This window comes from Labrys sp. ALF-8 (assembly GCF_059699065.1).
Window position 1 is genome coordinate 3,843,192 of sequence record NZ_AP048537.1, and the last position, 26,657, is coordinate 3,869,848.

The window sequence follows — 26,657 nt, forward strand, 5'->3', positions numbered from 1 at the left end:
TTGCGCCGGGCATTTGTTGGACTAATGTCCGGCCGACTCCTTCCAGCCTCAGGAAAACTGCCATGACACTTCATGCCCGTAACTTCATCGCCGGTGAATGGGTTGCCGCCACCGACCTCGCGCCGGACGTCAATCCCTCGAATACCGCTGAGATCGTCGGGCACTTCCCGCGGGCCAGCAAGGCGGATGCCGAGCGTGCCATCGCCGCCGCTAGAGCCGCTTTCCCGGGCTGGAGCCGCTCGACGCTGCAGGAACGCCATGACGTGCTCAAGCGCATCGGTGACGAGATCATCGCCCGCAAGGAAGAACTCGGCGCCATCCTGTCGCGCGAGGAAGGCAAGACCCTGCCTGAGGGCATCGGCGAGGTCGTGCGCGCCGGCCAGATCTTCGGCTTCTTCGCAGGCGAGGCCCTGCGCCTGGCGGGAGAGATCATCGGCTCGGTGCGCCCCGGTGTCGGCGTGGAGGTCACCCGCGAGGGACTAGGCGTCATCGGCCTGATCACTCCGTGGAATTTCCCAGCCGCCATTCCCGCCTGGAAGATCGCGCCGGCGCTCTGCTACGGCAATTGCGTGGTGCTGAAACCTGCCGACCTCGTGCCTGCGACCGCTCACGCGCTCGGCGAGATCATTGCCAAGTCCGGCGTGCCGGCCGGCGTGTTCAACCTGGTGATGGGCCGCGGTTCCGTCGTCGGCGAGGCGCTGCTCGGTTCGCCTGACGTCGATGCCATCTCCTTCACCGGCTCGGTGGGCACCGGACGCAAGATTGCGGCGACTTGCATCGCCTCATCGCCGATGAAGAAGGTCCAGCTCGAGATGGGCGGCAAGAACCCCTTCGTGGTGCTCGACGATGCCGACATCAAGGTCGCCGTGGAAGCGAGCGTCAACGGCGCCTTTTTCTCCACGGGCCAGCGCTGCACCGCCTCCTCGCGCCTGATCGTGACGGAAGGCATCCATGATGCCTTCGTGGCGGCCCTCGTCGAGCGCCTCAAGGGCCTGAACGTCGATGATGCCATGAAGAGCGGCACGCATATCGGCCCCGTGGTCGATCAGAGCCAGCTCGAGCAGGACCTCAACTACATCAAGATCGGTAAGGAAGAGGGCGCCGAGCTCGCCTTCGGCGGCGAACTGGTGAAGCGCGAGGCACCGGGCTTCTACCTGACGCCAGCCCTGTTCACGGGCGCCAGCAACGGGATGCGGATTTCCCGCGAAGAGATCTTCGGGCCCGTGGCCGCCGTGGTCCGCGTGAAGAATTACGAGGAAGCCCTCGAGGCTGCCAACGATACGGAATTCGGTCTTTCCGCGGGCATCGCCACCACCAGCCTGAAGCATGCGACCCACTTCAAGCGCAACGCCCAGGCCGGGATGGTGATGGTGAACCTGCCGACGGCGGGCGTCGACTACCACGTTCCGTTCGGAGGCCGGAAGGGATCGAGCTACGGCCCGCGCGAACAGGGGCGCTATGCAGCGGAGTTCTATACCACGGTGAAGACGGCCTATACGCTGGCGTAAGCACTTGCGATCATATCAGGCGGGCGCCGCATGATTGGCGCTCGCCAGAATGTCATCCGAGCAGTTCCTTGCGAGCCTGTTCGGCGATCAGACCGGAGCCGTCGCGCGCCGCCGCTCCCGACTTCAGTTTCTTCAGCAGGGTCTGGCTGAAGGCTGTCTCGCCGATCTCCGCGACCAGCCGGAGAATGACGACCTGCGCTTCGTCCTGATTGGCCCAGACTTCCGTCAGCGAGTTGCCGCTCCACAGATAGCCCTTGTCGTTGTAGCCAGCGGCGCCCTCGAGGTGCTGTACGAGGCGCTCCTTGGCGCTGACCGTCATCATGGGACTCACCATTCTTCCAGAGCGTTTTGTGTTTTGACGGAATCGGCAAAACGCAAAGACGCTTCGAAAAACAAAGAGCTGGAGAAAGCGGCGTTTCTACCTAAACGCGCCTTGCTCCGAGTATCGCCGATCCCGATCCGGCAGCCTATCAATTGCGATGCAGGGTGGTGAGTTCCCTACGTAACGCTGCTTGCGCGCAAATGAGGCTTCAAGAGCCCTTGAGGACCTCCACCGCGCGAAGCTCCTCGACATAGGCCGCAGGCAGCAGGTCGCTACCGGCTAGAAGATGGGCCAGATAGGCGGCACGCGGCCTCAGAGTGCCATCCAGGAAGTTGCGGGCGATATAGGTGATGGCTGCGACGTCGTCGCTCGTGTCCGGGCTGTGCACCGTCACGCTCATGCGCTCGTAATGGCCTGCCGCCACGTTTTCGTACCGGTCCAGCACCTCCAGGCCGGCTTCCGGCATCAGGTTTAGCGTGCCCAGCACGTGGGCGCCGGAGGCAATCGCTATATTCGCGGCCGAGGCTCCGGGGAAATAGACGGAAGGCTTGTCGAAGACGAGTGTCCACCCCTCCAGCCGGCCGAGGATGCGCCGGGAGCAGGCGATGCCGGCGGGCTGCAGGCGTGCCGTGATCAGGCGTGCCGGGTCCATGTTGGAGCCGTAGGCGAAGTACCAGATTGTGTTCATCTCGGGACCCTGCCGAATTTCATTGCCTTTGTAGGGCACAGCTGGAATTTGGGGGAAGAATGAATTCTGCGAACGGTGCCCCATGCCTCCAGTGTCCTCCGCATCCTCCTCCTGGGATTTCTGGATCGATCGCGGCGGCACCTTCACCGATATCGTGGGGCGGGATCCGCAGGGGCGCCTGCATCCTCACAAGCTCCTCTCCGAGAATCCGGGCGCCTATCGCGATGCCGCCTGCCAGGGCATTCGGGAACTGCTCGGGATCGATGCCGGCGAGCCGATCCCGTCCGGCTTGATCGGCTCCGTGAAGATGGGGACGACGGTCGCCACCAATGCGCTTCTGGAGCGCAAGGGCGAACGGCTGGCGCTGATCGCCACGCGCGGGTTCCGCGATGCGCTCGCCATCGGGTACCAGGCGCGGCCGAAGATCTTCGCCAGGAACATCATCAAGCCCGAGCAACTCTACGCCGAGGTGGTCGAACTCGACGAGCGCGTATTGGCGGACGGCACCGTGGAGAAGACCATCGATCTGCAGGAGGCCGAGCGGACCCTACGCTCCATCAAGGCGACGGGGATAGAGGCGGTCGCCATCGTCTTCATGCATGCCTACCGCTATCCTGAACATGAGCGAGCCGTCGCGCGTATCGCTCGTGGTCTCGGCTTTGCCCAGGTTTCGGTCAGCCATGAGGTGTCGCCTCTCATCAAGCTGGTTGGCCGGGGCGACACCACGGTGGTGGATGCCTATCTGACCCCCATTCTGCGACGCTATGTCAATCAGGTCGCCGAGGAACTCGATACCGCGCGCACGGACGCGCGGTTGATGTTCATGATGTCCTCGGGGGGCCTCACGGCCGCCGATCTCTTCCGTGGCAAGGACGCTATCCTGTCGGGCCCCGCCGGCGGCGTGGTCGGGTTCGCCCAGACCGGCGCCCAGGCTGGTTTCCGCCATCTCATCGGCTTCGACATGGGAGGCACCTCCACAGACGTATCGCACTATGACGGCGCCTATGAGCACGCCTTCGAGACGGAGGTCGCGGGCGTGCGCATGCGCGCGCCCATGATGCAGATCCATACGGTCGCGGCAGGCGGCGGCTCGGTCCTCCACTTCGACGGATCCCGTTTCCGTGTCGGCCCCGATTCCGCCGGTGCCAATCCCGGTCCCGCCTCCTATGGCCGCGGCGGTCCGTTGACGGTTACCGACGCCAACGTCATGGTGGGCAAGCTCCATCCCGGCTTCTTCCCGAAGATCTTCGGGCCCGGCCGCGACGCGCCGCTCGACGCCGTCGCGGTGCGCGCGAGGTTCGAGGCCTTGGCGGCGGAGGTGGGCGATGGCCGCAGCCCGGAGGCGATCGCGGACGGCTTCCTCGCCATCGCCGTCGCCAACATGGCCAATGCCATCAAGAAGGTCTCGGTGGCACGCGGCTATGACGTGACACGCTATGTGCTGCAGTGCTTCGGCGGTGCTGGCGGCCAGCATGCCTGCCTCGTGGCCGATGCGCTCGGCATGACGAAGATCCTGATCCACCCGCTTTCCGGTCTGCTCTCCGCCTACGGGATGGGCCTTGCGGACATCCGCGCCACGCGCCAGCGCGCCATCGAGGTGAGGCTCGACGAGGCCCTGTTGCCGCTGCTCGCGGCACAAGCCGAGGAAATCACGGACGAGGCGCGCAGCGAGGTGGAGGGCCAGGGCATCGCGCCGGAAGGCATCACCACCTTTTCGCGCGTGCATCTGCGCTATGCCGGCACTGATGCACCGCTGGTGGTCGAAGCAGCCGGCATCGCGGCGATGCGCGAGGCTTTCGAGAACGCCCATCGCAGCCGGTTCGGCTTCATCGACCCGGCCAAGGCGCTGATCGCCGAGGCGATTTCCGTCGAGGCGGTCGGCGGCGGCTCACCCTTTAACGAGGCGGAACTGCCGCTTGACGACAGCATGCCGGAACCGGCTCAGGCGTTGCGCTTCTTCAGCGAAGGCGCCTGGCGCAGCGGCCACATCTATCGCCGCGAGACGCTCACGCCCGGCCGTCATGTCGATGGCCCCGCTCTCGTGATCGAGCCTCACCAGACCATCGTGGTCGAGCATGGCTGGCGAGCCGGTGTCACCGCGAAGAATCATCTGCTGCTCGAGCGCGTCGAGGCGCTGCCTGACCGTGTCGCCATCGGCACCTCCGCCGATCCGGTCATGCTGGAGATCTTCAACAATCTCTTTATGTCGATCGCCGAGCAGATGGGCGTGACGCTGCAGAACACGGCCTCCTCGGTCAATATCAAGGAAAGACTCGACTTTTCCTGCGCGGTGTTCGCCGCCGACGGCTCTCTCGTCGCCAATGCCCCTCACATGCCGGTGCACCTGGGTTCCATGGACTCGTCCGTGGAGACGGTGCTGCGCCTCAACAGGCACGAGATGCGGCCGGGCGATGTCTATTGCCTCAATGCGCCCTACAACGGCGGCACGCATTTGCCCGACATCACCGTCGTCACGCCGGTCTTCGACGAGAAAGGCGAGGGTATCCTCTTCTTTGCGGCTTCCCGCGGGCACCATGCCGATGTAGGCGGCGTCTCGCCCGGCTCGATGTCGCCCCGCGCCACCTCGATCGAGGAGGAAGGGGTCTACATCGACAATTTCAAGCTTGTCGACCAGGGGCGCTTTCGCGAGACGGAACTGGAAGCCTTGCTCACCGGTGCGCGCTATCCCGTGCGCAACCTCCTGCAGAACGTCAACGACCTCAAGGCGCAGATCGCCGCCAACGAGAAGGGAGTGCGCGAACTGCGCCGGATGGTCGAGATGTTCGGGCTCGAAACCGTCGCCGCCTACATGGGGCACGTCCAGGACAACGCGGCGGAAAGCGTGGCCCGTGTGATCGACCGGCTGGAGGACACCGAGTTCACCTATGCGATGGACCAGGGCACGCAGATCAAGGTAGCCATCACCGTCGACAAGGAGAGGCGGCGGGCGAAGGTGGACTTCACCGGCACATCGCCCCAGCAGCCCAGTAATTTCAATGCTCCGGCGCCGGTCGCCAGAGCGGCCGTCCTCTATGTCTTCCGGGTCATGGTGGATGACGAGATCCCGATGAATGCCGGCTGCCTGCGTAATGTCGACATCGTCATTCCCGCGAAGTCGATGCTGTCGCCCGAATATCCGGCCGCGGTCGTGGCCGGCAATGTCGAAACCAGCCAGGCCGTGACCAATTGCCTCTTCGCCGCGCTCGGCTCGCTTGGAATGGCGCAGGGGACGATGAATAACCTGACCTTCGGCAATGCGCGCCACCAATATTACGAGACGCTCTGCTCCGGCGCTCCCGCCGGCCCCGGGTTCGACGGCGCGCCGGCGGTACACACCCACATGACCAATTCGCGCCTGACCGATCCGGAGATCCTAGAGTTGCGCTTTCCCGTGGTGCTCGAGGATTTCCACATACGCCCCGGCTCGGGCGGGAAGGGACGATGGCATGCCGGCGAGGGTACCTCGCGGACGCTGCGCTTCCTGCAGAAGATGGACTGTGCCATTCTCTCCGGGCATCGCCGGATCGCTCCGCCCGGCATGGCCGGCGGCGGGCCGGGAGAACTCGGGCGCAACGCCGTGCGGCGGCTCGACGGCTCGGTCGAGACACTGGAAGGCTGCGACCAGACGGTGCTTGAAGCAGGGGAGGCGATCACCGTGGTGACGCCGACGGGCGGAGGCTACGGCAAGGCGCCATAAGGCAAATCCGGGCGCATAGGCACAGCACCCGATCCTGAACCGGCCTCGTCGTGAAGGAAAGACGCGTCGGGGCCGTCGCATGCGGCCTATTCGTCCTGGTCGCCAGTCGGATCCTGGATCGAGCCGGTGAAGTCCGGTTCGGGCTGGGCCATGCCGCGGCGCTGTGCGGTGGCGACCCAGCCGGCAGGCACGCGGGGACGGCAGATGTGGACGTTGCGCGTCGCGCTGTGGCGGGCCAGGTCGAGATGGAGGTGGTTCTCGTGCAGGCCGTCCGAAGTGCCGGGACCGAGCACGGTGGTGAACTTGCGGCAGCCGCCATAGGCTATATCGCGCCAGAACGCCTGCTCCTGTGGCGAGCCACGCCAGCCGGTTAGGATGCGGGTTTCCCGGCCGTCCGCGAGCTTGAAGCCCTTGACATCGACGGCGTTGGCGAAGGCGTGCTCCGACAGCTTGCCGACCATGCGATTGTCACGGCGGCGGCAGGAATAGCTGCCGAAGGTGGTCATCTCCACGATCGGCGAGCCGAAATTGGCGAGCGCGGCCGGCTGGACGTCCTGCGTCAGCCAGCGGGTCAGTGTCGGCACCATCGAGCAGGACATCACGAGGCTGCGGTCGAGCGAGACCGAAAACGGACCGCCGTCGCGCAACTGGACCGGGCCGGCAGACTGCATCGGCTCGGGCTGATAGGGCAGCGGAGCGGAGCCTCCACCATCGCCGATCGAGCCGGTGGTGTCGCCGACGGCAGCGGGGGGCAGCAGGCCATCCGGCTGGGCGACCGGTGCCGGCATATATTGAGGCTGTGGCTGCGGCTGGTATTGCGGCTCGACGGGCCGGGGAGCGCGAGGTTGCAGGGCGGCATAGACGGGAGCCGATCCCCGGCCGGTATCCAAGGCCGAGACGCGGAAGGGGTGATCGACGCCGCAGGGCCCCGGACCTTCGATCGCCTTGGCGATGCGGATGCCCGCCGTTTCATGGACCTCGCCGGAGGCCAGGCATTGAGCCTCGGCCTGCGCACGCCAGGGCTCGCGCTCTTCGAGATCGAAGAGCGACCCGCAGCCAGCCAGGCTGTACAGAAGAGAGCCCAGCACAACGGAAAACGCAACGCGACGCAACATGGCTCCACTCTACGAGCCATTTTCAAAAAGAAGAGTTAAGACAGGGGAGGGCTCTGGTTTACCTCGGGTACTCCGATGTGGCCAAAACGTCGGAATGCGTGTAGTCGCGTTGGCTGCGTCGACGACAAGTCGCAGAGAATGCCATGTTTGATGAAGACGACCTGCCCCTGGGGGATTACATCGCGGTGGTGCTTGCCGGCGGCGAGGGTGGTCGCATGGGGCGCAACAAGCTGCTCATGGAGATTTCGGCGCGGCCCATGATCCGGCATGTCGTCGAGACGGTCCGCGGCGTTTTCCAGGACATCGTCGTCGTCACGGGGCATCAGCGGGACCGAGTCGAGGAAGCCCTCGCGCGCTCCCCGGTGGAATTCGTGGATTCGCCTGCAGCCGATGGAGCGGCGGCGGCCATCAGCGTCGGTATCGGCCGCGCGAGGGAACTGGCATCCTACGGCGCCTGCAAGGGAATCGTGTTGTGTATCGGAGATCAGCCGCGCCTGACGGAACGTGAAATCGTCGGTTTGATCGAAGGCTACGAGGGCGGCGACAGAAGCAAGCCCCTCGTTCCCGTTCGGGAGGAACGCCGTGGCTACCCCGTGGTGATCCCGCGGGACTTCGACATAGGAGACATTGATCTTTCCAGCGAAAGTGTCGTCACGGATTTTTCCGGCCAGCTCGCAGTCTTTGCCACGAAGAATCCTGTCTATGATTCAAGCGTCGACACACCGGAAGATTATCGGACCTTTTTCGCGATATGAAAAATTCATTATACATGCCCCAGTGCCTGGAGAACGTGCCCTAGCGGTGCGATTGCCGCACTAGCGCCGGGAGGACCATCGGGGGACTTGGAGCGTGCGCCGATTTCTGCCTGTATTCAGCTTCCTTTTTTGTCGGCTTTACGTAAATATTCCTTTGATATTTTTAGGTGCCATTTTGTAGACATTTGAATTATTGATCCATCCGAAGGTTATTCAAAAATAACCCGTTAAACGATGTTAATTGTCGGCTGTGTAGGGTCAACTCAGATGTTGGCCCGATGAGGACACTTTTTACCTACCGCTTTTGCAAGACTTGCTCTGATCGGGGTAGGGCGTTAAGGGGCAACAGAAAATGTGTCCATGATCGCCAAGAGGTTTGCAATGTCCCTTTCGCTCAGGCCAGAGACCACTCTTCCCGCGGATGGTGTGGCCGGAACACTGGTCGGACGGGTCTGGCTGCCCGAGGTCGACGGCCCCGCCGTCGTCATGGCGAAGGGCGAGGGGCTGCATGACATCACCAGCAGCTTTCCGACCGTGAGAGACCTCTGCGAGGCGCGCAACCCCGCCCAGGCTGCGGGCGCTGCTCCCTCCGTGGAGGTCGGCTCCATCGCGGAGATCCTGGCGAATACGCCGCTCGCCAATCGCGATCCGCGCAAGCCGTGGCTGCTTGCTCCCATTGATCTGCAGGCCATCAAGGCGGCGGGCGTGACCTTCGTCGTTTCCATGCTGGAGCGCGTCATCGAGGAGCGGGCACGGGGCAACCCGACGGCAGCGGCTTCGCTGCGCACCGAGATCGTCAAGCTGGTGGGCGACGATCTCGCCAAGCTGCGGCCGGGCTCGGTCGAGGCGGCGCGGCTCAAGGACGTATTGATCGCGCAGGGCGTGTGGTCGCAATACCTGGAAGTCGGCATCGGCCCCGATGCCGAGATCTTCTCCAAGGCGCAGCCCATGGCAGCCGTCGGCACCGGCGCGGATGCGGGACTGCACCCCAACTCCACCTGGAACAACCCCGAGCCGGAAGTGGTCCTCGTGGTTTCCTCGGCCGGCAAGATCGTCGGCGCCACGCTCGGCAACGACGTCAACCTGCGTGACTTCGAGGGGCGGTCGGCGCTGCTGCTCTCCAAGGCCAAGGACAACAACGCCTCGGCTGCGGTCGGACCCTTCGTGCGCCTGTTCGATTCCACCTTCTCGCTGGATCATGTCCGCCGCGCCGACGTCAAGCTGGAGGTGCGCGGCCCCGAGGGCTATGTGCTGACCGGCGCCAGCTCGATTGCGAAGATCAGTCGCGATCCAGGTGATCTGGTGTCCCAGATGATCGGCCCGAATCATCAATATCCGGACGGGGCGGTGCTTTTTCTCGGCACCATGTTCGCCCCCATCGACGACCGCGACGAGAAGGGCAAAGGCTTCACGCACAAGATTGGCGACATCGTCACCATCTCGACGCCCGGTCTCGGATCGCTCACCAACCGCATGGTGCGCACCTCGGATGCCCCGCCCTGGACCTTCGGTGCCAGCCACCTGATGCGCAACCTCGCCAAGCGCGGACTGCTGTAACGGCCGGCCGGCCATTGGCATGGGGCGGGGCGGCCGCCGACGGCCGCTCCGTCTCCCTCGCATTTTACCGCAAAGGGCTGCGATGCCGCTCTCGGATGCTTGCAGTCAGCACAGTTCCTGCGAGCGCAGTTCCTCCGGCGGGTAGCCGGCGGAAACGAAGCCGCGCACGGTGAGGCCGATCTGCCACGCCTTCGGTTTTCCCGAGATCGAGAAGAGGTTGTAGGAGGCCGGCCAGCGCGCCCGTTCCGGGGCCGCGGAGGCTGAGGGGGTGCACACCACCGGAATGGTGCCCTTCGGTCCCTTGATGCGATGGACCAGGCCGGTGTGGATATGTCCGTGCAGCACCAGTTCGGCGCCGGTCTGGCGCAGCACCGCCCTGAACCTGTCCGAATCGATGAGCATGGCTGTCGGGCCTGCGTCCTGCCGGCGGACGGGATGATGCAGCATCACCACCCGGCAGTAACCCTCATGTCCCAGATGTTCGAGGATCGGCCCCAGCCTGGCGATCTGGCGCGGGCCGAGCTTGCCGGTCGCCATGAAGGGCGCGGTCGGGATCGCGCTGGAAAGGCCGATAAGGGCAACCTTGCCCCGGATGCGCACATAGGGAAAACGCTCGTCCTCGTTGAGCGGATGGGCGCCCGCATTGTCGCCGCGCATCCAGGGGTCGAAGGCCGAGAGCAGATGCAGGGCGCCCCCCTTGGTATAGGCATCGTGGTTGCCCGGAACCAGCGAGACGTAGTCCGGCGCGCCGACCGTCTCCAGGAAGGCGCGGGCGGCGGGATATTCCCCGGGCAGGGAGAGGTTCACGACATCGCCGGTGAGGGCGATGTGATCCGGCGACTGCGCCCTGAGGTCATCGAGCAGTTGCGCCAGCACGTCCATGCGATGGGTGTCGCGTCGGCCCCTATTCCAGTTGATCCAGCCCAACACCCTCTTGCCCGCCAGCTCCTTGGCCCTCGCTCGCGGCAGCGGCCCGATATGGGGGTCTGAGAAATGCGCGAGCTTGAACATAGGGCAATCGGTACTTCGCAAGGGATTCGGTCTACCGTGACCTCGCCGGCGGCCTTATGTCAACGCAAAACGCCTGCACATTCTCGCGAATGGGCAGGCGTTCGAAAAGCAGAGTGGTGATCATCGACAGCCGCCTTGCGGCGGGACAATCATCAGTTCTTGGTGAAGGTCAAAAGCGCGACGGCATCGCGCGCGGGACGGGTCTTGGTGCGGATAAGAGCGGCGCTTGCAAGCAGCCGGAAGTAGGTCAACATCGAACTATACCGGGGCAACGGCCCCTTGGTCTCCTCTATTTGGATGGTCGTCATATACCCGACGAAAGGATTTTTTGCTACCCTCCGCAGACTGCTTGCTCCGCTGGACAGCTATGCGCGGGATGGATGGCACCCGGATAAGCTTAGTTTGGAAAGCTATTTTTCAGACACTCATCCTATGATTTTTCATTCACTGGTCGGCCGGTCATGTCTTCTTCCGCAATAACCACGCGCCAAAGGATTGGGCGTCTCATGACGCCACTCTTTTTTGGCTATTTCCATCTCATGCGCGGCATGACTTTAGGGGTACGGGCTGCCGTGCTCGACGACGAGAACAGGGTATTCCTGGTCCGGCACACATACGTGCCTGGCTGGTACCTGCCCGGCGGCGGCATCGAGACGGGAGAGACTTCCCTGGAGGCACTGGCGCGGGAGCTGGAGGAAGAGGGGCATATCCGCCTCGACGGCCCGGCTGAGCTGCATGGCCTCTATTGGAACCGGGAGGCGAGCCGGCGCGATCATGTCGCCTTCTTCGTGGTACGCCGCTTCACGCAGCTCCGGCACCGCCTGCCAGATCGCGAGATCGCGGAAGCCGGATTCTTCCCGCTCGATGCATTGCCGCAGGAGACGACCAGGGCAACGCACCGGCGATTGGACGAATTGGTGGGAAAACGCACGCCTGATGGATTCTGGTAAGCATGACGGCTGAAATCCGGTTGTATCGCGGAGGATTTTGCTGTACCCGCGCCGGCATGATGACGATGGCCCTCCAACTGCGACGACGAACCGTGGATCTCTGCCACGTGTCTTCGTGCGCCTGAGCGGCTGAGCCGGCAGGCCGAACTTGCCTGCCGGATGTGAATCAATGCCTGAAATCGCCATCGATCTTACCCCCGAAACGCCGGACGACTGGCCGGTCATCGACAAGCTGCATGAACGTGCCTTCGGGCCGGGCCGCTTTGCCCGCACGGCCTTCCGGCTGCGCGAGGGCGTCTTGCCCGATCCGAAGCTCTCCTTCGTCGCCCGTATCGGCTCGATGATCGTAGGCTCGATCCGCCTGACGCCGATCCATGTCGGGGAACACCCGGCCCTTCTCCTCGGTCCTCTCACGGTCGAGCCCGCCTTCCGCTCACGCGGCATCGGCCTCGCCCTCATGCAGGCGAGCCTGGCCGCCTCGACGAAGGCCGGCCACAAGCTCGTCGTGCTGGTGGGCGACGAGCCCTATTATGGCCGGGTCGGCTTCAAGCGCGTCATTCCAGGCCGCGTCGTGCTCCCGGGACCCGTGGATCCACTGCGCCTGCTGGTGAAAGAACTCGCCGAGGGAGCTTTCGAGGGCGTTTCCGGTGCCGCGCGGGGCGGCTGATTCGGCAGCTCAAGAGCGTTCCCCGGGTCTTGCGGTTCGGGTCCGAAGGCGAGCCCTAAGGTGTCACCCTGACGGCATCGGCCAGGATCGCCTGGCGCAGTTCGCGGTTCTCCGGAAAACCCTCGTCGATCCATGCCTGTTCGGCGCGGGCCAGGATGCGCCCCACGCGCGGGCCCGGCTCCACGCCGAGCCGCGCGACGTCCTTGCCCCCAAACGGAGGGTTCGGCGCCTTCCAGGCGGCGGGCAGGGCGAAAACCTTCCCGAAATCGTCTTCGGGCCGCTGGGCGGCCAAGGCTAGCATGCCGTCCTCGAAAGCAGCCAGGCCTAGGCGGTAGAGCAGTTCCCTGGCCCGGCTCGGCGCCGGCATCCGGCGTTCGCTCTCGATCAGCATGGCGATGGCCAGGAACCGCTTGGCCTCGGCATTGGACAGCCGCAATCTCCTGGTGAGCCGCTCCGCGTCGAGCCGCGTGAAGAGGCTCAGCACCGCGAGCCGGCGCACGGGATCGGCCGAGATGCCGAAACGCGCTTCCAGAGCCGTCAGCCGGCGAAACTCGCCCACGCGCGCGACGCCACCGAGAACGATGCCCAGGAAGCCTGCCCCATCGACCTGCTCGATGACCTCGCCGGCCCGGCTTGCCGCCACCAGCTTGAGAAGTTCGGCATGGACGCGCTCGGCCGAGAGCCGGCGCAAGCCCTCACGCCCGCGGATGGCCGCGGCGAAGCTCTCCGGATCGATCGGACCGCTGCCGTAGCGGGCATGGAATCGGAACAGGCGCAGGATGCGCAGGTAATCCTCGGCGATGCGCCTGTCGGGCTGGCCGATGAAGCGGACCCGTCTCGCCGCGAGATCCCGGAGGCCGTCGGCGTAGTCGTGCAGCGTCCCATCCCGCGACAGGCTGAGCGCATTGATGGTGAAGTCTCGCCGGAAGGCATCCGCCCGGAAATCGCGTCCGAAACGTACCACCGCGTGCCGTCCGTCCGTCTCGACGTCCTCCCGCAGCGTCGTTACCTCGAAAGGGTGGCTGTCGATGATCACGGTGACTGTCCCGTGTTCGATGCCCGTCGGGACGGCTTTCCACTTCCTGGCCGTGGCGCGCGCGATCACCTCCTCCGGCAGGGCGGTGGTCGTGATGTCCCAGTCGATGACGTCCTCGCCGAGCAGGGCGTTGCGCACCGAGCCGCCCACCACGCGCGCCTCCTCGCCATCGCCGTCGAGGGCCGAGAGGAGAGAGGCGAGGGGCGGTTCGTTCAGCCAGGGAAAACGCGTCCCCGTCAATTGTGTATTCATCGCGTCTCGGGCTGGACCAACTTGCCGTCTTCCATATGGGCAGGAATATACGCACTGCCGGCAGGTGCGCCACCATAATGCGCAAACAGGGCAAGGCCGGCCGCCACACAGATCACGGAGGCAGCCAGCAGGGAAAGAAGCGGCGCGGCCTCCCATGCCCGCAGGCTGAAGCCCTTCCTGCCGCGGAACGTCAGATAGAGGCCGTAGACCAGGAAAGGCAGGACGAAGAGAACGGCTTCGAACAGGAAAGGCCTCAACATCAGCCGTACACCCTTTCGTACAGGGCATGAATGATACCTGCCGTGACGCCCCAGATATAATGCCCCTCCCAGGGCATGGCATAGTAGTGCCGCATGATGCCGCGCCATTCCCGGCGCTCCGCGACGTGATTGGCCGGGTCCATCAGAAAGGCGAGGGGACATTCGAAGACGCTGGAGACCTCGTCCGGATTGAGATGCAGCACCATGCCGGGATCGGCCAGCGCCACGACCGGCGCTATGCGGTAGCCCGAGCCGGTGAGGTAGAGGTCGAGATAGCCTATCGGCTGGACGAGGGAGCGCGACAGGCCTACTTCCTCCTCCGCCTCGCGCAGCGCGGCTTCCAGCGGCCCGCGATCTTCGGGGTCGATCCGGCCGCCGGGGAAGGCAACCTGGCCCGAATGGCTGCGCAGGGCGCTGGAGCGATGCGTCAGCAGCACGGTCGGCCCCTCACGCCGGTCGACGATGGGAATCAGCACTGCGGCAGGCTTGGCCGGAACGCCGGGCATTTCGTTGAGCAACTCGGGCGAGAAGCGGTGATCCCCATGGGCCGGGATGTCGTCGCGGTAGAGTGCTTCGGGCGGCTGTAGGGCCAGCCTCCGGCCTGCGCGTTCCAGGAAGGCCGCGAGAGAGGGATGGATGGGAGGGGCGCCAGCCGGGGACAGCATCTTCAGGACAACGCGCCGATTTCGTCGGCCGGCGCCATGGCGAAGAAGCGGCCACCGGAGGAAAGGCCGAACATGGCCCTGCCGTCGACGTCGCGGATCTCGCCGAGATCGGCAAGGTCGTAGAACAGTGCGCGGTTGACGCGTGCCCACAGGCCGGCCCGCACATGGACATAGGGCTTGAGCCCCTCAGAGGCGCCGATCTCGAACCGCATGGGGTGCTCGGGGCCGGCGATGGTCCAGTCGTCGACATTGGTGCGGAAGGACAGGGTCCGCCCATCCCCCTCGCCCTCGACGCGCAATTCGACCGCGACGAAAGGCACGTCGTCGACCTGGATGCCCACGCGCTCCACAGGGGTAACCAGTACGTAGCGATCGGGGTCGCGGCGCAGGATCGAGGCGAAGAGCTTCACGAGCTCGATGCGGCCGATCGGGCTCTTCATGTAGTGCCAGGAGCCATCGCCGGCGATGCGCATGTCGATATCGCCGCAGAACGGCGGATTCCACAGATGGACGGGGCGCTCCCCCGCCTGCTTGGCTGCCTTGGTCAATCCGGCCAGATCGGTTTGCGCCATGGCGCTGCTACTCGTTATAAAACGGACGTGAAAACGACATGGAAGCTCTCGCTCCTGCCTTAGTTGGTCTCTAATATCCGGCGATGCAAGGGAATCGCGCAAGCGTTCCTGCTCCCTCAAACGCCGCTTGGGCGCGATAAAAGCGAGGCATGATGACCGCCGACACTGCCACCAATCTCGACGAAGCCATCATCCGATCGGCGGAAAGTACGGCAGAACTCATCAAAAAGGCTCGTGATGCCGTTCACTCCGTCATTTTTGGCCAGAATGCCGTGGTGGACGGCGCCTTGATAACGCTTCTCTCCGGTGGGCATGGCCTGCTCGTCGGCGTGCCCGGCCTCGCCAAGACCAAGCTTGTGGAAACTCTTGGCATCGTACTGGGTCTCGATGCCAAGCGCGTGCAGTTCACCCCCGACCTAATGCCCTCCGATATCCTGGGCACCGAGGTTCTCGACGAGAACTATGGCGGCACCCGTACCTTCCGTTTCATCCGCGGGCCGGTCTTCGCACAGCTCCTGATGGCCGACGAAATCAACCGCGCCTCACCCCGCACGCAGTCGGCGCTGCTGCAGTCCATGCAGGAATATCACATCACCGTGGCGGGCGAGCGGCACGATCTTCCCAAGCCTTTTCATGTTCTGGCCACCCAGAACCCGCTCGAGCAGGAGGGAACCTATCCCCTTCCGGAAGCCCAGCTCGACCGTTTCCTGATGCAGATCGACGTGCCCTATCCCGAACGCGAGGATGAAAAGCGCATCCTCCTGTTCACCACCGGCGCGGAGGAAACACCGGCGCGACAGGCGATGACCGTGGACGATCTCCTCGCCGCCCAACGCCTGGTTCGCCATCTGCCTGTCGGGGAATCGGTTGTCGAGGCGATTCTCACCCTGGTGCGCTCGGCGCGACCGGGTGAATCCCCCGAACTCGCGGGCAAGATCGCCTGGGGACCGGGTCCGCGCGCCAGCCAGGCCCTGATGCTGGCCGTCCGCTCCCGCGCGCTGCTCCAGGGCCGTTTCTCGCCCTCGATCGACGACGTGGCGGCCCTTGCCGAACCGATTCTCAAGCATCGCATGGCCTTGAGCTTCGCCGCGCGCGCCGACGGTGAGACCATCGAGAACGTGATCGGGCGCCTCGCGCGCAAACTGGGCTGAGCCGCATGGCAGTTTCCACCCGGCTGGTGAGTGAGCAGGCGGTCATCAGGTCGACCGCTGCGCAGCAGGCTGCGCTCGATCTCGCCGAGGCCATGCCGCGGCTCGCGCTGGAGGCACGGCAGGTCGCCGCCACTGCGATGCATGGACTGCATGGCCGCCGGCGTGCCGGGCAGGGTGAGAACTTCTGGCAGTTCCGCCACTTCGCGTCCGGCGAGGCCGCCGCCAATGTCGACTGGCGCCGTTCGGCTCGCGGCGACGATCTCTATGTTCGCGAGCACGAATGGGATGCCGCGCAGACGATCTGGCTGTGGGTGGACCGTTCGGCCTCGATGAATCTTGCCTCGAACCTGGCCCAGACGTCCAAGATCGAGCGGGCGCTGGTGCTTTGCCTCGCTCTCGCTGACCTCCTCGTGCACGGCGGCGAACGCGTCGGCCTCATCGGCGTGGCCCGCCCCTCATCGCAGCGTGCCATCATCCAGAAGCTGGCCCTCGCCTTGATGACCGCCAAGGAGGAGCCCGCGGGGCTGCCGGGCGGCATCGCCCTGGCGCCGCGCAGCGAAGCCATTCTCATCGGTGATTTTCTCGGCGAGCCCGAGGCGCTGGCGGCCACGCTCGGGGCCTTGGCCAGCCGGGGCGCGCGTGGCCATCTGCTTGTGATCGCCGATCCCGTCGAGGAGACCTTTCCCTTCGATGGCCGCACGGAGCTGGTCGATCCCGAGACAGGGGACAAGTTCCTGGCGGCGCGCGCGCAGGACATCCGCAAGGCCTACGAGGCGCGCCTGGCCGCCCATCGCGAGGCGCTGCGTGCCACCGCCCGCCGCTTCGGCTGGAGCGTGACGCTGCATCGGACGGACAAGCCGGCTTCGCAGGCTGTGCTCGCCCTGCACCCTCTCCTGCAGCAGGGAGGCGGCTGATGTTCGGTTCACTGGCCCTTGCCTCCCCATGGATGCTGGCGGCCCTCCTTCTCCTGCCCGCGATCTGGCTCCTGCTGCGCCTCATTCCGCCGCGCCCGCAGCGGGTCGACTTTCCGCCTCTTCGCCTCCTGTCGGACCTGGTGCCGCGCCAGCGGGTCGCTGCGCGCTCGCCCTGGTGGCTCACGGCGTTGCGCCTCCTTCTGGCGGCCTGTGTGATCGCCATGCTGGCGGTACCGATCCTTCGGCCGTCGGCACATACCGGCCTACCGCGTTCAGGCCCCCTGCTTCTCCTCTTCGACAATGGCTGGGCGTCGGCCTCGAACTGGGAACTGCGCCGGAATGTCGTCCAGGCTGCCCTAGAGACGGCCGAGCAGGAACGCCGGCCGGTGGCGCTGACGGCGCTGGCCGAACCCGTGAGCGATCTTTCGCTGAGCCCGGCCGCAGCCGTCGTCGAGAAGCTGGCGGCACTCAATCCCGAGCCCTGGCAGGCCAATCGAGGCGCCTTTGCCGGAACGATCGGCGATTTCTTGCGGGCGGAGCCGGATGCGGAGGTCGTCTGGTTCTCGGACGGACTGGCAGGGGAGGGGGATGACACCTTCCTCAGGGCGCTTGCGCCGGCGGTCGAGCGCGGGCACGTGACCGTTTATCGCGACGATGCGAGTGGGGTACTGGCCCTGGCTGGCGCCAACAACGCGCCTTCCGGCATCACCGTGCGCGTCCTTCGATCCGGAGCTCTCGGCTCGCCCTTGCGCGGCAGCGTTAGGGCGCTCGACCTGAAGAGCCTGCCGGTCGGCCAGGCGGACTTCACTTTCCTGCCGGGCGTGAGCGAGACCACGGCGACCCTCGACCTGCCCGTCGACATCCGCAACGACATCGCGCGCATCGAACTGGCCGGGGACAATTCGGCAGGGTCGGTGCAACTGCTCGATCGCAATTGGCGCCGCCGCGTGGTGGGCGTCGTCTCCGGCCAGGACAAGGACGTCAGCCAGCCCCTGCTCTCGGCCAATTATTATCTCAGCCGGGCGCTCCAGCCCTTCGCCGATGTGCGCGCCGCCGAAGGCACCTCGCCGAGCGAAGCCATCGGACGCTTCATCGACGACAAGCTGCCGGTCCTGATGCTTGCCGATGTCGGCAATCTCGGCGATGCCGAGGGTAAATTGTCGGACTGGATCGAGAACGGCGGCGTGCTGGTGCGTTTCGCCGGTTCGCGTCTCGCCGCTGCGGAGAACACGCTGCTCCCCGTCAAGTTGCGGGAGGGCGGCCGGACGCTCGGCGGGGCTCTGTCGTGGGAGAAGCCGCAGAAGCTTGGAAGTTTCGACGCCGGCGGTCCCTTCGCCAGCCTTGCCGTTCCTGACGACGTCAGCGTCAAGCGCCAGTTGCTCGCCGAGCCCGACATCGACCTGCCCGGCAAGACCTGGGCGACTCTCACCGACGGCACGCCGCTGGTGACGGCGGAGAAGCGGGGCAGGGGGCTGCTCGTGCTCTTCCATGTCACCGCCGACACCACCTGGTCCGACCTCGTGCTCTCCGGCACCTTCCCCGAGATGCTCCGCAAGGTGGTGGGGCTGGCGACGGCCGGGCCGGCGAACGATGCCAGGCCCGACGGCTCGGCGGCTTCGAACGCCTCTCCGATCTATGCTTCCCCGAGCCGGACGCTCGACGGCCTCGGAGCCTTCCAGGTGCCCCCGGCAACGGCGCAGCCGGTGCGCGCGGACCGGCCCGGAGTGGGCCGCCCGGACCATCCGCCGGGGTTCTACGGACCGCCCGACGGCCTCGTGGCAGTCAATGCCCTGGCACCCAACGCAACCTTGAAGGCACTCGATTTCGCTCCCTTGAATGCCACATTCGCGGCCTATTCCGTCGCCAAGCCGGTGATGCTCGGCCCCGCGCTGCTCGTATTTGCCCTGGTTCTGTTGATGACGGATGCCATGATCGTGTTCTTCATGTCGGGTGGCCTGTCGCGCCTCACACGCGCCGGGGCGGGTTCGGCGGCGCTCGTCTTCCTCGCGCTGGCGCTGGTGATGCCGCATGATGCCCAGGCCCAGGCGCGCGCCTTCGATCCGGCGCTGAGAACGAGGCTGGCGTATATCGTCACTGGCGACAAGGAAACGGACGATACCAGCCTCGCCGGCCTCAAGGGGCTGACGGCCTACATCACGGAGCGGACGGCGCTGGAGCCGGGGCCGCCTGACGGCATCGATCCCGCGAAGGACGAGCTTTCCTTCTACCCCCTGATCTATTGGCCGATCGTGGCGGGCCAGGCGCCGCCGCCTGCGGCGACGATGGCGCGCATCGATGCCTTCATGAAATCGGGCGGCATGGTCATCTTCGATACGCGGGATGCTCTCCAGCGCGATGCGGGACAGGCCGACACGCCGGCCGCCGATACCCTGAAACGCCTGCTTGCGGGCCTCGACATTCCCGAGTTGGAGCCCGTGCCGTCCAAGCACGTGCTGACCAAGACCTTCTACCTGCTCGACAAGTTCATGGGTCGCTACGACACGGGAGAGACCTGGGTGCAGGCGACGCCGCAGACGGCCGATGATGCCGACAAGCCGGTGCTCGGGGGCGACGGCGTTTCGCCGATCATCATCACCTCCAACGACCTGGCCGGGGCCTGGGCGGTGGACGACAGCATGAATCCCATGTTTCCGGTCTCCACGGGCCTGGAGCGCCAGCGGGAGCTCGCCTACCGGGCCGGCGTCAACATGGTGATGTATGCGTTGACGGGCAACTACAAGGCCGATCAGGTCCATGTGCAGGATCTGCTTGAAAGGCTCGGACGCTGATGGGCGATTTTTCTCTCCAGTTCGCTCCGCTGCTGCCCTGGCCCGTCATCATCGCGCTGACCTGCGCGGCCGCGGTCGTCGCCCTGCTTGGATTGTTCGCACGCCTGCGTGCGGCGTGGCTGCGGACGGTGGTGCTCGGTCTTTTCCTGCTGGCGTTGTGCGGCCCCATCCTCTCGCGCCAGGACCGCGAGCCGCTGCCGAACGTCGTGGCGCTCGTGGTTGATCGCTCGGCCTCCCAGGGCATCGGAGACCGCACCAGGCAAACCAACGAAGCGCGCGATGCCATTGCCCGGCAGATCCAGGGGCTGGGCAACACGGACCTGCGGGTGGTCGAGGCCGGCGGCGACAGTTCCGGGGCGGACGGCACGCAGCTCTTCGGCGCGCTTTCCAATGCCCTGTCCGACGTCCCGCCCGATCGGGTGGGAGGAGCCATTCTGCTGACCGACGGCGTCGTTCACGACGTGCCGGCCCGTGCGGCCGAACTCGGATTCAAGGCCCCGGTGCACGGTTTGATCACCGGTACCGCCGATGAGCGCGATCGCCAGATCTCGCTGGTCGAGGCTCCGCGCTTCGGCCTGGTCAAGCAATCGACGACCGTCCGTTTCCGTGTCACCGATCGCGGGCCGAACATGCCTTCGACCGCGACCGTCGTCCTGCGCAGGGACGGCGAGGAGATTGCGCGCACCAGCGTGCCCGTGGGCGAGTTGTCCTCGCTGGAGGTGCCGATCGACCATGCGGGCCTCAATGTCGTCGAGCTCGAAGCCGAGACCGTGCCGGGCGAGTTGTCGCCGGTGAACAATCATGCGGTGCTCCAGATCGAGGGCATTCGCGAGAAGATGCGCGTGCTTCTCGTTTCCGGCGAGCCCAATGCCGGCGAGCGCACCTGGCGCAACCTGCTCAAGGCTGACGCCAATGTCGATCTCGTGCATTTCACCATCCTCCGCCCCCCGCAGAAGGGCGACGGAACGCCGATCAACGAATTATCGCTGATCCAGTTTCCCACCCACCGCCTGTTTGACGAAGAGATCCATCGCTTCGACCTGATCATCTTCGATCGTTATGCCCAGGAGGGCCTGCTGCCCTCGGCCTATTTCGACAACATGACGGAGTTCGTGCGCAACGGCGGTGCGATCCTGCTCGCATCGGGCGCCGACTATGCCTCCGAGAACAGCCTGTGGGGCACTGCGCTTGCCGATATCCTGCCCGCCGCACCGACGGGCAACGTGCTCTATCAGCCCTATCGACCGGGGATCACCGACCTCGGCAAGCGCCATCCCGTGACGCGCGACCTGCCGGGCGGCGAGGCCAATCCGCCGGCCTGGGGGCAATGGTTCACCACGGTGGAGACCAATCTGCGCGAAGGTACGGCGGTGATGTCGGGCGCCCAGGGTGCGCCCCTTCTCGTGCTGGCCCATCAGGACAAGGGGCGCGTCGCCCTCCTGCTTTCCGACCACGCTTGGCTCTGGGCACGCGGCTATGAGGGAGGCGGGCCTTACGTTGACCTGCTGCGCCGCCTCTCGCACTGGCTGATGAAGGAGCCCGACCTCGACGAGGAGGCGCTGCGCGCCCGCGCCAACGGCCGCGAGATCACCGTCGAGCGCCAGACCATGGCCGACAGCGCCGCGCCTGTGGATCTTACGGGACCTAATGGCGAGAAAGCGCGGCTCACGCTCACGCAGGAAAAGCCGGGTCTTTGGAGCGGGAGCTATGCGGCCGACGCGATGGGTATCTGGCATGCCCAGGACGGCACGCTGCAGGCCATCACCAATGTCGGTCCCGCCAATCCGCGCGAATACCAGGATCTGCTTTCCACCACCGACCGCCTGAAGGGGATAGCCGGTGAGACCGGCGGAACCGTACAGAGGCTGGTCACGGATTCCGGCTTCTCGGTTCCGGCTGTGCGGGCCGTCGGCGACGGCTCGCCCATGGGCGGCGATGGCTGGGTCGGTCTCAGGCGCAGTGAAGCCACGGTGGTACGCGGCATCGCCTCCATCCCGCTTTTCGCTGGTCTCCTCGGCCTCGCCCTGCTGCTGGGCGGCCTGTCCATGATGTGGGCAAGGGAAGGAAGGTAGGACCGGAGCACGGATGTCCTGCCCGCTGCCGGAAGCGGAATGGCGGGATAAAAGTGCCCCGGCCATGTCGCTGGCCGGAGCCTTTTTCGAGGCTCGATGTGCTGGAGCGGACGAGATGTCCGCGCCCTCACCTGCTGGGCGCGTGCCCCGCTACGCCGTCTTGTGGATCCAGGCAGCGAAGGCGACGCCGAAGCCGGCCAGGTAGTCCTTGGTGGCATCATTGGCCACCTCGCCGTCCTCGCCCACCACCTGCGCGGAATTGCCGACATACATCTCGGGCTGGGCGAGCTGGGGCATGTTGAGGAAGGTGAGCGACTGGCGTAGATGGTGATTCGAGCCGAAGCCGCCTATGGCGCCGATCGATGTCGAGACGATCGCCGCCGGCTTGCCGTTGAACACGCTCTGCCCGTAGGGGCGGGAAGCCACGTCGATGGCGTTCTTCAGGACACCCGGCACCGAACGGTTATATTCCGGCGTGACGAACAGGATGGCATCGCACGCCTTGATCTTCTCACGCAGCGAGACCCAGTCCGCCGGCGGCGTCGCCTCCAGGTCCTGGTTGAAGAAGGATACGCCGCCGATCTCGATGACTTCGAAGGACAGGCTGTCCGGGGCGAGCGCGATCACCGCCCGTGCAATTTTGCGGCTGAACGAATCCTTGCGAAGGCTGCCGATCAGCACGCCGACTTTCTTGACCGATGACATGAAGTCTCCCCCTTTCAATGTCCTGGGCACTGTGTTTTTGCCAAAAGCCAGAGATCGAATTATCCGGCGGCGCCAACTGAGCACGACGGGGTTGGATTGCCAACAGGCGGCAAAAAAAGCGGTGTTTGCATCGATGCAGGCGCCGGTGGCGGCAAGGCTCCGCAAGACCTTGGAAAGAGGTTTCGTCCATGAGGACGTCCGGATCGGGATTTGCAGGCGGTCGATTCGACTCTTGCCTCTCCACGCACTACGCTACGATCCCAGGTTCTGGTACGCCTCTTCCTTAAGGGAAGAGGTCGAGGATGCGACGATGCGCAGCGACGAGATCCGGCCGAAAACGCTTGCCAAGCGCCATGCTGAGCGGCGGACCCAATTGTCTTCGGGTTTTCGGCGCGAAAGTTTCACCTTGCCGCGTGAGGAAGCGCGCGCGAAGGCCCGTGATTTCTTTTCGCGTTACCCCAAGGCCGCCTACATGACGGAAATCGAATATTGGGAGGAGCTGCCTGACGGCCAGATCTTCGTGACGATGCGCCACCTTCCCACGGCCGACTAGGCGCGTCCCCGGGAAGGGAATGAGCAAGCGCGTCCTGATCACCGCAGGCGGAAGCGGCATCGGTCGGGCAATGGCCGAGGCGTTCGAGGCAGCCGGCGCGCGCATCTGGGTAGTCGATGCCGACGGAACCGCCTTGATCGCCTGCCCCGCCGCGTGGCGAAAGAGCCGACTCGATGTCACCGACGAGGCCGCCATAAGTCATATGTTCGAGCAGTTGCAGGCCGAGTGGGGCGGCCTCGACACGCTCTGCGCCAATGCCGGCATTGCAGGCCCGACCGCCCTCGTCGAAGACATCGAACTCGAGGCATGGCGCCGCTGCCTATCCGTCAATCTCGAGGGTGCGTTTCTCTTCGCCAAATATGCCGTGCCCCTTATGAAGGCTCAGCGCGCCGGCTCCATCGTCCTTACCTCGTCGACCGCGGGCATCTATGGCTACCCCAATCGTGCGCCCTATGCCGCCAGCAAATGGGCCGTGAACGGCCTGATGAAGACGCTGGCCATGGAACTCGGCCCATTCGGCATTCGCGCCAATTCGATCTGCCCCGGGGCCGTGGAGGGCCCTCGCATGGAACGCGTGCTTGCCCGGGAGGCTGCCGTCAAGGGCACCACGCGCGATGCGATCTACGAGGGCTATGCGAAGGGCACGTCGATGCGCTCCTTCGTCACGGCAGGGGACATCGGCGCCATGGCAGTCTTCCTCGCCTCCGACGCCGCCCGCTTCGTCTCGGGCCAGATCATTGCCGTGGACGGCCATACGGAGAATCCGGACCCGAAGGTGTAGGCCTTGCCTGCTGTGCGGACTTTAGCCGCACGAATTCGCAGCCCTGCAAACCGTGGCGGGGCGCCTGCCGAATTGGCGAGGGATGATACCGTCTGTCAACCGCGGGATTGAGGTTGAATTCCCAGGACGAAGGGGCAAGTCTCGCCGCATTCGCAGAAAGGAAATTCACGATGGATGTCGGTTTGCAGGGGCGGCGTGCCCTGGTTTGCGCGGCCAGCAAGGGGTTGGGCCTGGCCTGTGCGACGGCTCTGGCGCGCGAAGGAGTCGCCGTGACCATCACGGGGCGCAACGTCGCGACTCTGGAGGCCGCGGCGCGGTCCATTCATGAGCGGTCGGGGATGGCCGTGACCGTCGCCCCCGGCGACATTGCCACGCCGGAGGGACGTTCGGCGGCATTGGCCGCCTGCCCCGAGCCGGACATCCTCGTCAATAACGCCGGCGGACCGCCGCCCGGCGATTTCCGGGACTGGCAGCGCGAAGACTGGATCAAGGCCCTCGATGCCAACATGCTCACGCCGATCGAGCTGATCAAGGCCGTGGTCGACGGCATGATCGCCCGCCGCTTCGGGCGCATCGTCAACATCACCTCTTCGGCCGTGAAGTCGCCCATTCCCACGCTTGGCCTCAGCAATGGCGCGCGCTCCGGACTCACCGGCTTTCTCGGCGGCCTGGCCCGGCAGGTCGCCCCTCACAACGTCACGATCAACAACCTGCTGCCCGGTCCCTTCCTCACAGACAGGCTGCGCGACAACAGCGCGGCGGCAGCACGCAAGAACGGGCGCCCGGTCGAAGAGGAAATGGCCGAACGCACCCGGGCCGTCCCCGCAGGACGCTTTGGCGATCCGGCTGAGTTCGGGGATGCCTGCGTCTTCCTCTGCGCGTCGTCGTCGGGCTTCATCGTCGGCCAGAACCTGCTGCTCGACGGCGGATCTTTCAACGCGTCTTTCGGGTGAGGCGCAGGACCGCCGCGCCGACCCTGCCCATGCTTCGAGCTACGGCCATTTCACGGAAGGCGGCATGGAAGACAGGATCGAGTCGACATTGCCGCCGGTCCTGAGGCCGAACAGGGTGCCGCGATCGTACAAGAGGTTGAACTCCACATACCGCCCGCGCCGGACCAACTGCTCCTCGCGGTCGGCATCGGTCCAGCGCGTCGTGAAGTTGCGGGCCACCAGCGCCGGATAGATGGCAGCGAAGGCGCTGCCTACCGTCTGCGTGAAGGCGAAGTCCGCATTCCAGTCGCCCGAGGAAAGGCCATCATAGAAGATGCCGCCGATACCGCGCGGTTCGTTGCGATGCTTGAGGAAGAAATAGTCGTCGCACCATTTCTTGTAATGCGCATAGTCCGCGACGGGATGGGCCTCGCAGGCCTCCCGCATCGCGTCGTGAAAAGCCCTGGTGTCGGGATCTTCCTGCGTCCGGCGGCGGTCCAGGACGGGCGTCAGGTCAGCTCCGCCGCCGAACCAGGCCTTGGTGGTGGCCACGAACCGGGTGTTCATGTGCACCGCGGGAACATTGGGGTTCCAGGGATGGGCGATCAGCGAGATGCCGGAAGCCCAGAAGCGGGGATCCTCCGCCGCGCCTGGAATATCCTTTCGGAATTCGGGGGAGAACTCGCCGTGCACGGTCGAGCAGTGCACGCCCACTTTCTCGAAGACGCGACCATGCATCAACGCCATGATGCCGCCACCGCCGACCGCGCCGGTGTGGTCCGTCCGCTGCCAGGGCGTGCGGACGAAGCGCCCCGGCCGGGCGCCTGCCGGTGCCAGTGAATCGGGCAGTTCATCTTCCAGCCGCTCGAAGGACTGGCAGATGCGGTTGCGCAATTCCTCGAACCAGGCACGCGCCTCGCTTTTGCGCGTTTCGAGATCGGCGGGATGGTCAAGTAGTTGTGTCGTCATGGCGCTTCTATAAATCCTTTCGCCGAGGAGGCAATTGCGCCAGATCAAGGCCGGAGGAGGGAGCATATCCCATTCAGACCGATCCTTCGCCCGTTTTCGTCTCGAAGCCGCCCGTCTGCCGGATCGCTTCCCCCAGCACCATGGCGGCGGAGATCGCGACGTTCAGGGAGCGGAAGCCCTGCCGCATGGGCACGATGATGCGCGCATCCGCCGCCTCGTGGACGGTCTCCGGAACGCCGGCCGATTCCCGGCCTACCAGCATGATGTCGTCGGGGGCGAAGGCAAACTGCGTGTAGGCCGTGGCCCCTCGCGTCGTCAGCAGGACCAGGCGGCGGCCATTGGCGGCGCGCCAGGCCTCGAAGGCGGCGAAGGAGGCATGGCGCTCGATCTCGATGCGGTCGAGATAATCCATGCCCGCCCTGCGGAAGGCGCGATCGGAAACCGGGAAGGCGGCGGGCTCGATGATGGCTGCGCTCGTGCCCAGGCACGCGCACAGGCGCAGCATCGTGCCCGTGTTCTGCGGGATGTCGGGTTGGAAGAGGGCGAGGGTGAGGGGCATTTCGACTTTCGCTTGTCTCGGGTGCCGAACATGGTTGCCGGATCGTCAACACGGAGCCGGATTCGGCACGAATGGCGTTGATGTCATGCGACATAGCGCCATTTGCAGGCTGCACGATCTAGACAACTTCGCAACAGAGTGGCATGAGCCCGTGATGAGGTTTGCCCCAGTTTCGCC

Annotated in this window: 24 protein-coding genes; 13 read left to right on the forward strand and 11 right to left on the reverse strand. The window is 65.4% G+C overall.

What is annotated here, in order from left to right:
• The first annotated feature begins 62 nt into the window (after positions 1 to 62).
• On the forward strand, positions 63 to 1,508 hold the full coding sequence (locus AC6H34_RS17590; protein ID WP_448148624.1) for an aldehyde dehydrogenase family protein: 1,446 nt from the start codon (positions 63 to 65) through the stop codon (positions 1,506 to 1,508).
• Between the two features lie 52 nt (positions 1,509 to 1,560).
• Here AC6H34_RS17590 and AC6H34_RS17595 read toward each other — a convergent pair whose 3' ends face one another.
• Together AC6H34_RS17595 and AC6H34_RS17600 are read right to left on the reverse strand one after the other, a co-directional pair.
• Complete coding sequence (locus AC6H34_RS17595) at positions 1,561 to 1,830, reverse strand: hypothetical protein (protein WP_448148623.1); 270 nt, start codon at positions 1,828 to 1,830, stop codon at positions 1,561 to 1,563.
• A 208-nt stretch (positions 1,831 to 2,038) separates the two neighbouring features.
• The gene (locus AC6H34_RS17600) at positions 2,039 to 2,518 is read right to left on the reverse strand and encodes a gamma-glutamylcyclotransferase (RefSeq protein ID WP_497539581.1); all 480 of its coding nucleotides are present in this window, start codon (positions 2,516 to 2,518) and stop codon (positions 2,039 to 2,041) included.
• Positions 2,519 to 2,600: 82 nt separating this feature from the next.
• On the opposite strand from AC6H34_RS17600, the gene AC6H34_RS17605 reads away from it, so the two are divergent.
• On the forward strand, positions 2,601 to 6,215 hold the full coding sequence (locus tag AC6H34_RS17605) for a hydantoinase B/oxoprolinase family protein (RefSeq protein WP_497539582.1): 3,615 nt from the start codon (positions 2,601 to 2,603) through the stop codon (positions 6,213 to 6,215).
• Between the two features lie 86 nt (positions 6,216 to 6,301).
• Here AC6H34_RS17605 and AC6H34_RS17610 read toward each other — a convergent pair whose 3' ends face one another.
• Positions 6,302 to 7,330, reverse strand: a complete 1,029-nt coding sequence (locus tag AC6H34_RS17610) for an extensin-like domain-containing protein (protein WP_448148620.1) — start codon at positions 7,328 to 7,330, stop codon at positions 6,302 to 6,304.
• Positions 7,331 to 7,473: 143 nt separating this feature from the next.
• Here AC6H34_RS17610 and AC6H34_RS17615 point away from each other — a divergent pair, with 143 nt between their 5' ends.
• Together AC6H34_RS17615 and AC6H34_RS17620 are read left to right on the forward strand one after the other, a co-directional pair.
• A complete protein-coding gene (locus tag AC6H34_RS17615; protein ID WP_497539583.1) occupies positions 7,474 to 8,085 on the forward strand; it encodes a nucleotidyltransferase family protein in 612 nt (203 codons plus the stop codon).
• 381 nt (positions 8,086 to 8,466) lie between these two features.
• Positions 8,467 to 9,642, forward strand: a complete 1,176-nt coding sequence (locus AC6H34_RS17620) for a fumarylacetoacetate hydrolase family protein (protein ID WP_448148618.1) — start codon at positions 8,467 to 8,469, stop codon at positions 9,640 to 9,642.
• Between the two features lie 105 nt (positions 9,643 to 9,747).
• Here AC6H34_RS17620 and AC6H34_RS17625 read toward each other — a convergent pair whose 3' ends face one another.
• Positions 9,748 to 10,653, reverse strand: coding sequence for a metallophosphoesterase family protein (locus AC6H34_RS17625; protein ID WP_448148617.1), 906 nt, complete (start codon positions 10,651 to 10,653; stop codon positions 9,748 to 9,750).
• Between the two features lie 506 nt (positions 10,654 to 11,159).
• Between AC6H34_RS17625 and AC6H34_RS17630 the strand changes: the two genes are divergently transcribed.
• Together AC6H34_RS17630 and AC6H34_RS17635 are read left to right on the forward strand one after the other, a co-directional pair.
• Complete coding sequence (locus tag AC6H34_RS17630; RefSeq protein WP_448148616.1) at positions 11,160 to 11,603, forward strand: NUDIX domain-containing protein; 444 nt, start codon at positions 11,160 to 11,162, stop codon at positions 11,601 to 11,603.
• Between the two features lie 169 nt (positions 11,604 to 11,772).
• Positions 11,773 to 12,270: a GNAT family N-acetyltransferase gene (locus AC6H34_RS17635; protein WP_448148615.1), complete on the forward strand. Its 498-nt coding sequence runs from the start codon at positions 11,773 to 11,775 to the stop codon at positions 12,268 to 12,270.
• A gap of 55 nt (positions 12,271 to 12,325) precedes the next feature.
• Here AC6H34_RS17635 and AC6H34_RS17640 read toward each other — a convergent pair whose 3' ends face one another.
• Genes AC6H34_RS17640 through AC6H34_RS17655 form a run of 4 tightly spaced genes read right to left on the reverse strand, consistent with a single transcriptional unit; the run spans position 12,326 to position 15,055 of the window.
• Entirely contained in the window at positions 12,326 to 13,558 is a 1,233-nt protein-coding gene (locus tag AC6H34_RS17640) for a CCA tRNA nucleotidyltransferase (RefSeq protein WP_497539584.1), read from the reverse strand.
• The gene (locus AC6H34_RS17645) at positions 13,555 to 13,818 is read right to left on the reverse strand and encodes a DUF6111 family protein (protein WP_497539585.1); all 264 of its coding nucleotides are present in this window, start codon (positions 13,816 to 13,818) and stop codon (positions 13,555 to 13,557) included. Before AC6H34_RS17645 ends, AC6H34_RS17640 begins: the two co-directional genes overlap by 4 nt.
• Positions 13,818 to 14,483, reverse strand: a complete 666-nt coding sequence (locus tag AC6H34_RS17650; RefSeq protein ID WP_448148612.1) for a CoA pyrophosphatase — start codon at positions 14,481 to 14,483, stop codon at positions 13,818 to 13,820. Before AC6H34_RS17650 ends, AC6H34_RS17645 begins: the two co-directional genes overlap by 1 nt.
• A 2-nt stretch (positions 14,484 to 14,485) precedes the next feature.
• The gene (locus AC6H34_RS17655) at positions 14,486 to 15,055 is read right to left on the reverse strand and encodes a DUF1285 domain-containing protein (RefSeq protein ID WP_497539586.1); all 570 of its coding nucleotides are present in this window, start codon (positions 15,053 to 15,055) and stop codon (positions 14,486 to 14,488) included.
• A 152-nt stretch (positions 15,056 to 15,207) separates the two neighbouring features.
• Here AC6H34_RS17655 and AC6H34_RS17660 point away from each other — a divergent pair, with 152 nt between their 5' ends.
• Genes AC6H34_RS17660 through AC6H34_RS17675 form a run of 4 tightly spaced genes read left to right on the forward strand, consistent with a single transcriptional unit; the run spans position 15,208 to position 21,981 of the window.
• Complete coding sequence (locus AC6H34_RS17660) at positions 15,208 to 16,206, forward strand: AAA family ATPase (protein WP_448148610.1); 999 nt, start codon at positions 15,208 to 15,210, stop codon at positions 16,204 to 16,206.
• Between the two features lie 5 nt (positions 16,207 to 16,211).
• Complete coding sequence (locus AC6H34_RS17665; RefSeq protein WP_497539587.1) at positions 16,212 to 17,120, forward strand: DUF58 domain-containing protein; 909 nt, start codon at positions 16,212 to 16,214, stop codon at positions 17,118 to 17,120.
• Positions 17,120 to 19,909, forward strand: coding sequence for a DUF4159 domain-containing protein (locus tag AC6H34_RS17670; RefSeq protein ID WP_497539588.1), 2,790 nt, complete (start codon positions 17,120 to 17,122; stop codon positions 19,907 to 19,909). The genes AC6H34_RS17665 and AC6H34_RS17670 overlap by 1 nt, the downstream gene beginning before the upstream one ends.
• Positions 19,909 to 21,981, forward strand: coding sequence for a hypothetical protein (locus AC6H34_RS17675; protein WP_497539589.1), 2,073 nt, complete (start codon positions 19,909 to 19,911; stop codon positions 21,979 to 21,981). Before AC6H34_RS17670 ends, AC6H34_RS17675 begins: the two co-directional genes overlap by 1 nt.
• Before the next feature lie 150 nt (positions 21,982 to 22,131).
• On the opposite strand, the gene AC6H34_RS17680 is transcribed toward AC6H34_RS17675, so the two are convergent.
• Positions 22,132 to 22,686 carry an NADPH-dependent FMN reductase gene (locus tag AC6H34_RS17680; protein WP_448148606.1) on the reverse strand — a complete coding sequence of 185 codons (555 nt, stop codon included), beginning with the start codon at positions 22,684 to 22,686 and terminating at the stop codon, positions 22,132 to 22,134.
• 310 nt (positions 22,687 to 22,996) lie between these two features.
• On the opposite strand from AC6H34_RS17680, the gene AC6H34_RS17685 reads away from it, so the two are divergent.
• The 3 genes from AC6H34_RS17685 to AC6H34_RS17695 all read left to right on the forward strand — a co-directional run bounded on the left by AC6H34_RS17685 (position 22,997) and on the right by AC6H34_RS17695 (position 24,973).
• Positions 22,997 to 23,239, forward strand: coding sequence for a hypothetical protein (locus AC6H34_RS17685; RefSeq protein WP_284316935.1), 243 nt, complete (start codon positions 22,997 to 22,999; stop codon positions 23,237 to 23,239).
• A gap of 19 nt (positions 23,240 to 23,258) precedes the next feature.
• Positions 23,259 to 24,020 (forward strand): SDR family oxidoreductase, encoded by a 762-nt coding sequence (locus tag AC6H34_RS17690; RefSeq protein ID WP_497539590.1) that lies wholly within the window; start codon positions 23,259 to 23,261, stop codon positions 24,018 to 24,020.
• Positions 24,021 to 24,190: 170 nt separating this feature from the next.
• Entirely contained in the window at positions 24,191 to 24,973 is a 783-nt protein-coding gene (locus tag AC6H34_RS17695; RefSeq protein WP_497539591.1) for an SDR family oxidoreductase, read from the forward strand.
• A 39-nt stretch (positions 24,974 to 25,012) separates the two neighbouring features.
• Here AC6H34_RS17695 and hemF read toward each other — a convergent pair whose 3' ends face one another.
• Complete coding sequence (gene hemF, locus AC6H34_RS17700; protein ID WP_448148603.1) at positions 25,013 to 25,921, reverse strand: oxygen-dependent coproporphyrinogen oxidase; 909 nt, start codon at positions 25,919 to 25,921, stop codon at positions 25,013 to 25,015.
• Between the two features lie 73 nt (positions 25,922 to 25,994).
• The gene (locus tag AC6H34_RS17705; protein WP_448148602.1) at positions 25,995 to 26,480 is read right to left on the reverse strand and encodes a tRNA (cytidine(34)-2'-O)-methyltransferase; all 486 of its coding nucleotides are present in this window, start codon (positions 26,478 to 26,480) and stop codon (positions 25,995 to 25,997) included.
• Positions 26,481 to 26,657: the final 177 nt, after the last annotated feature.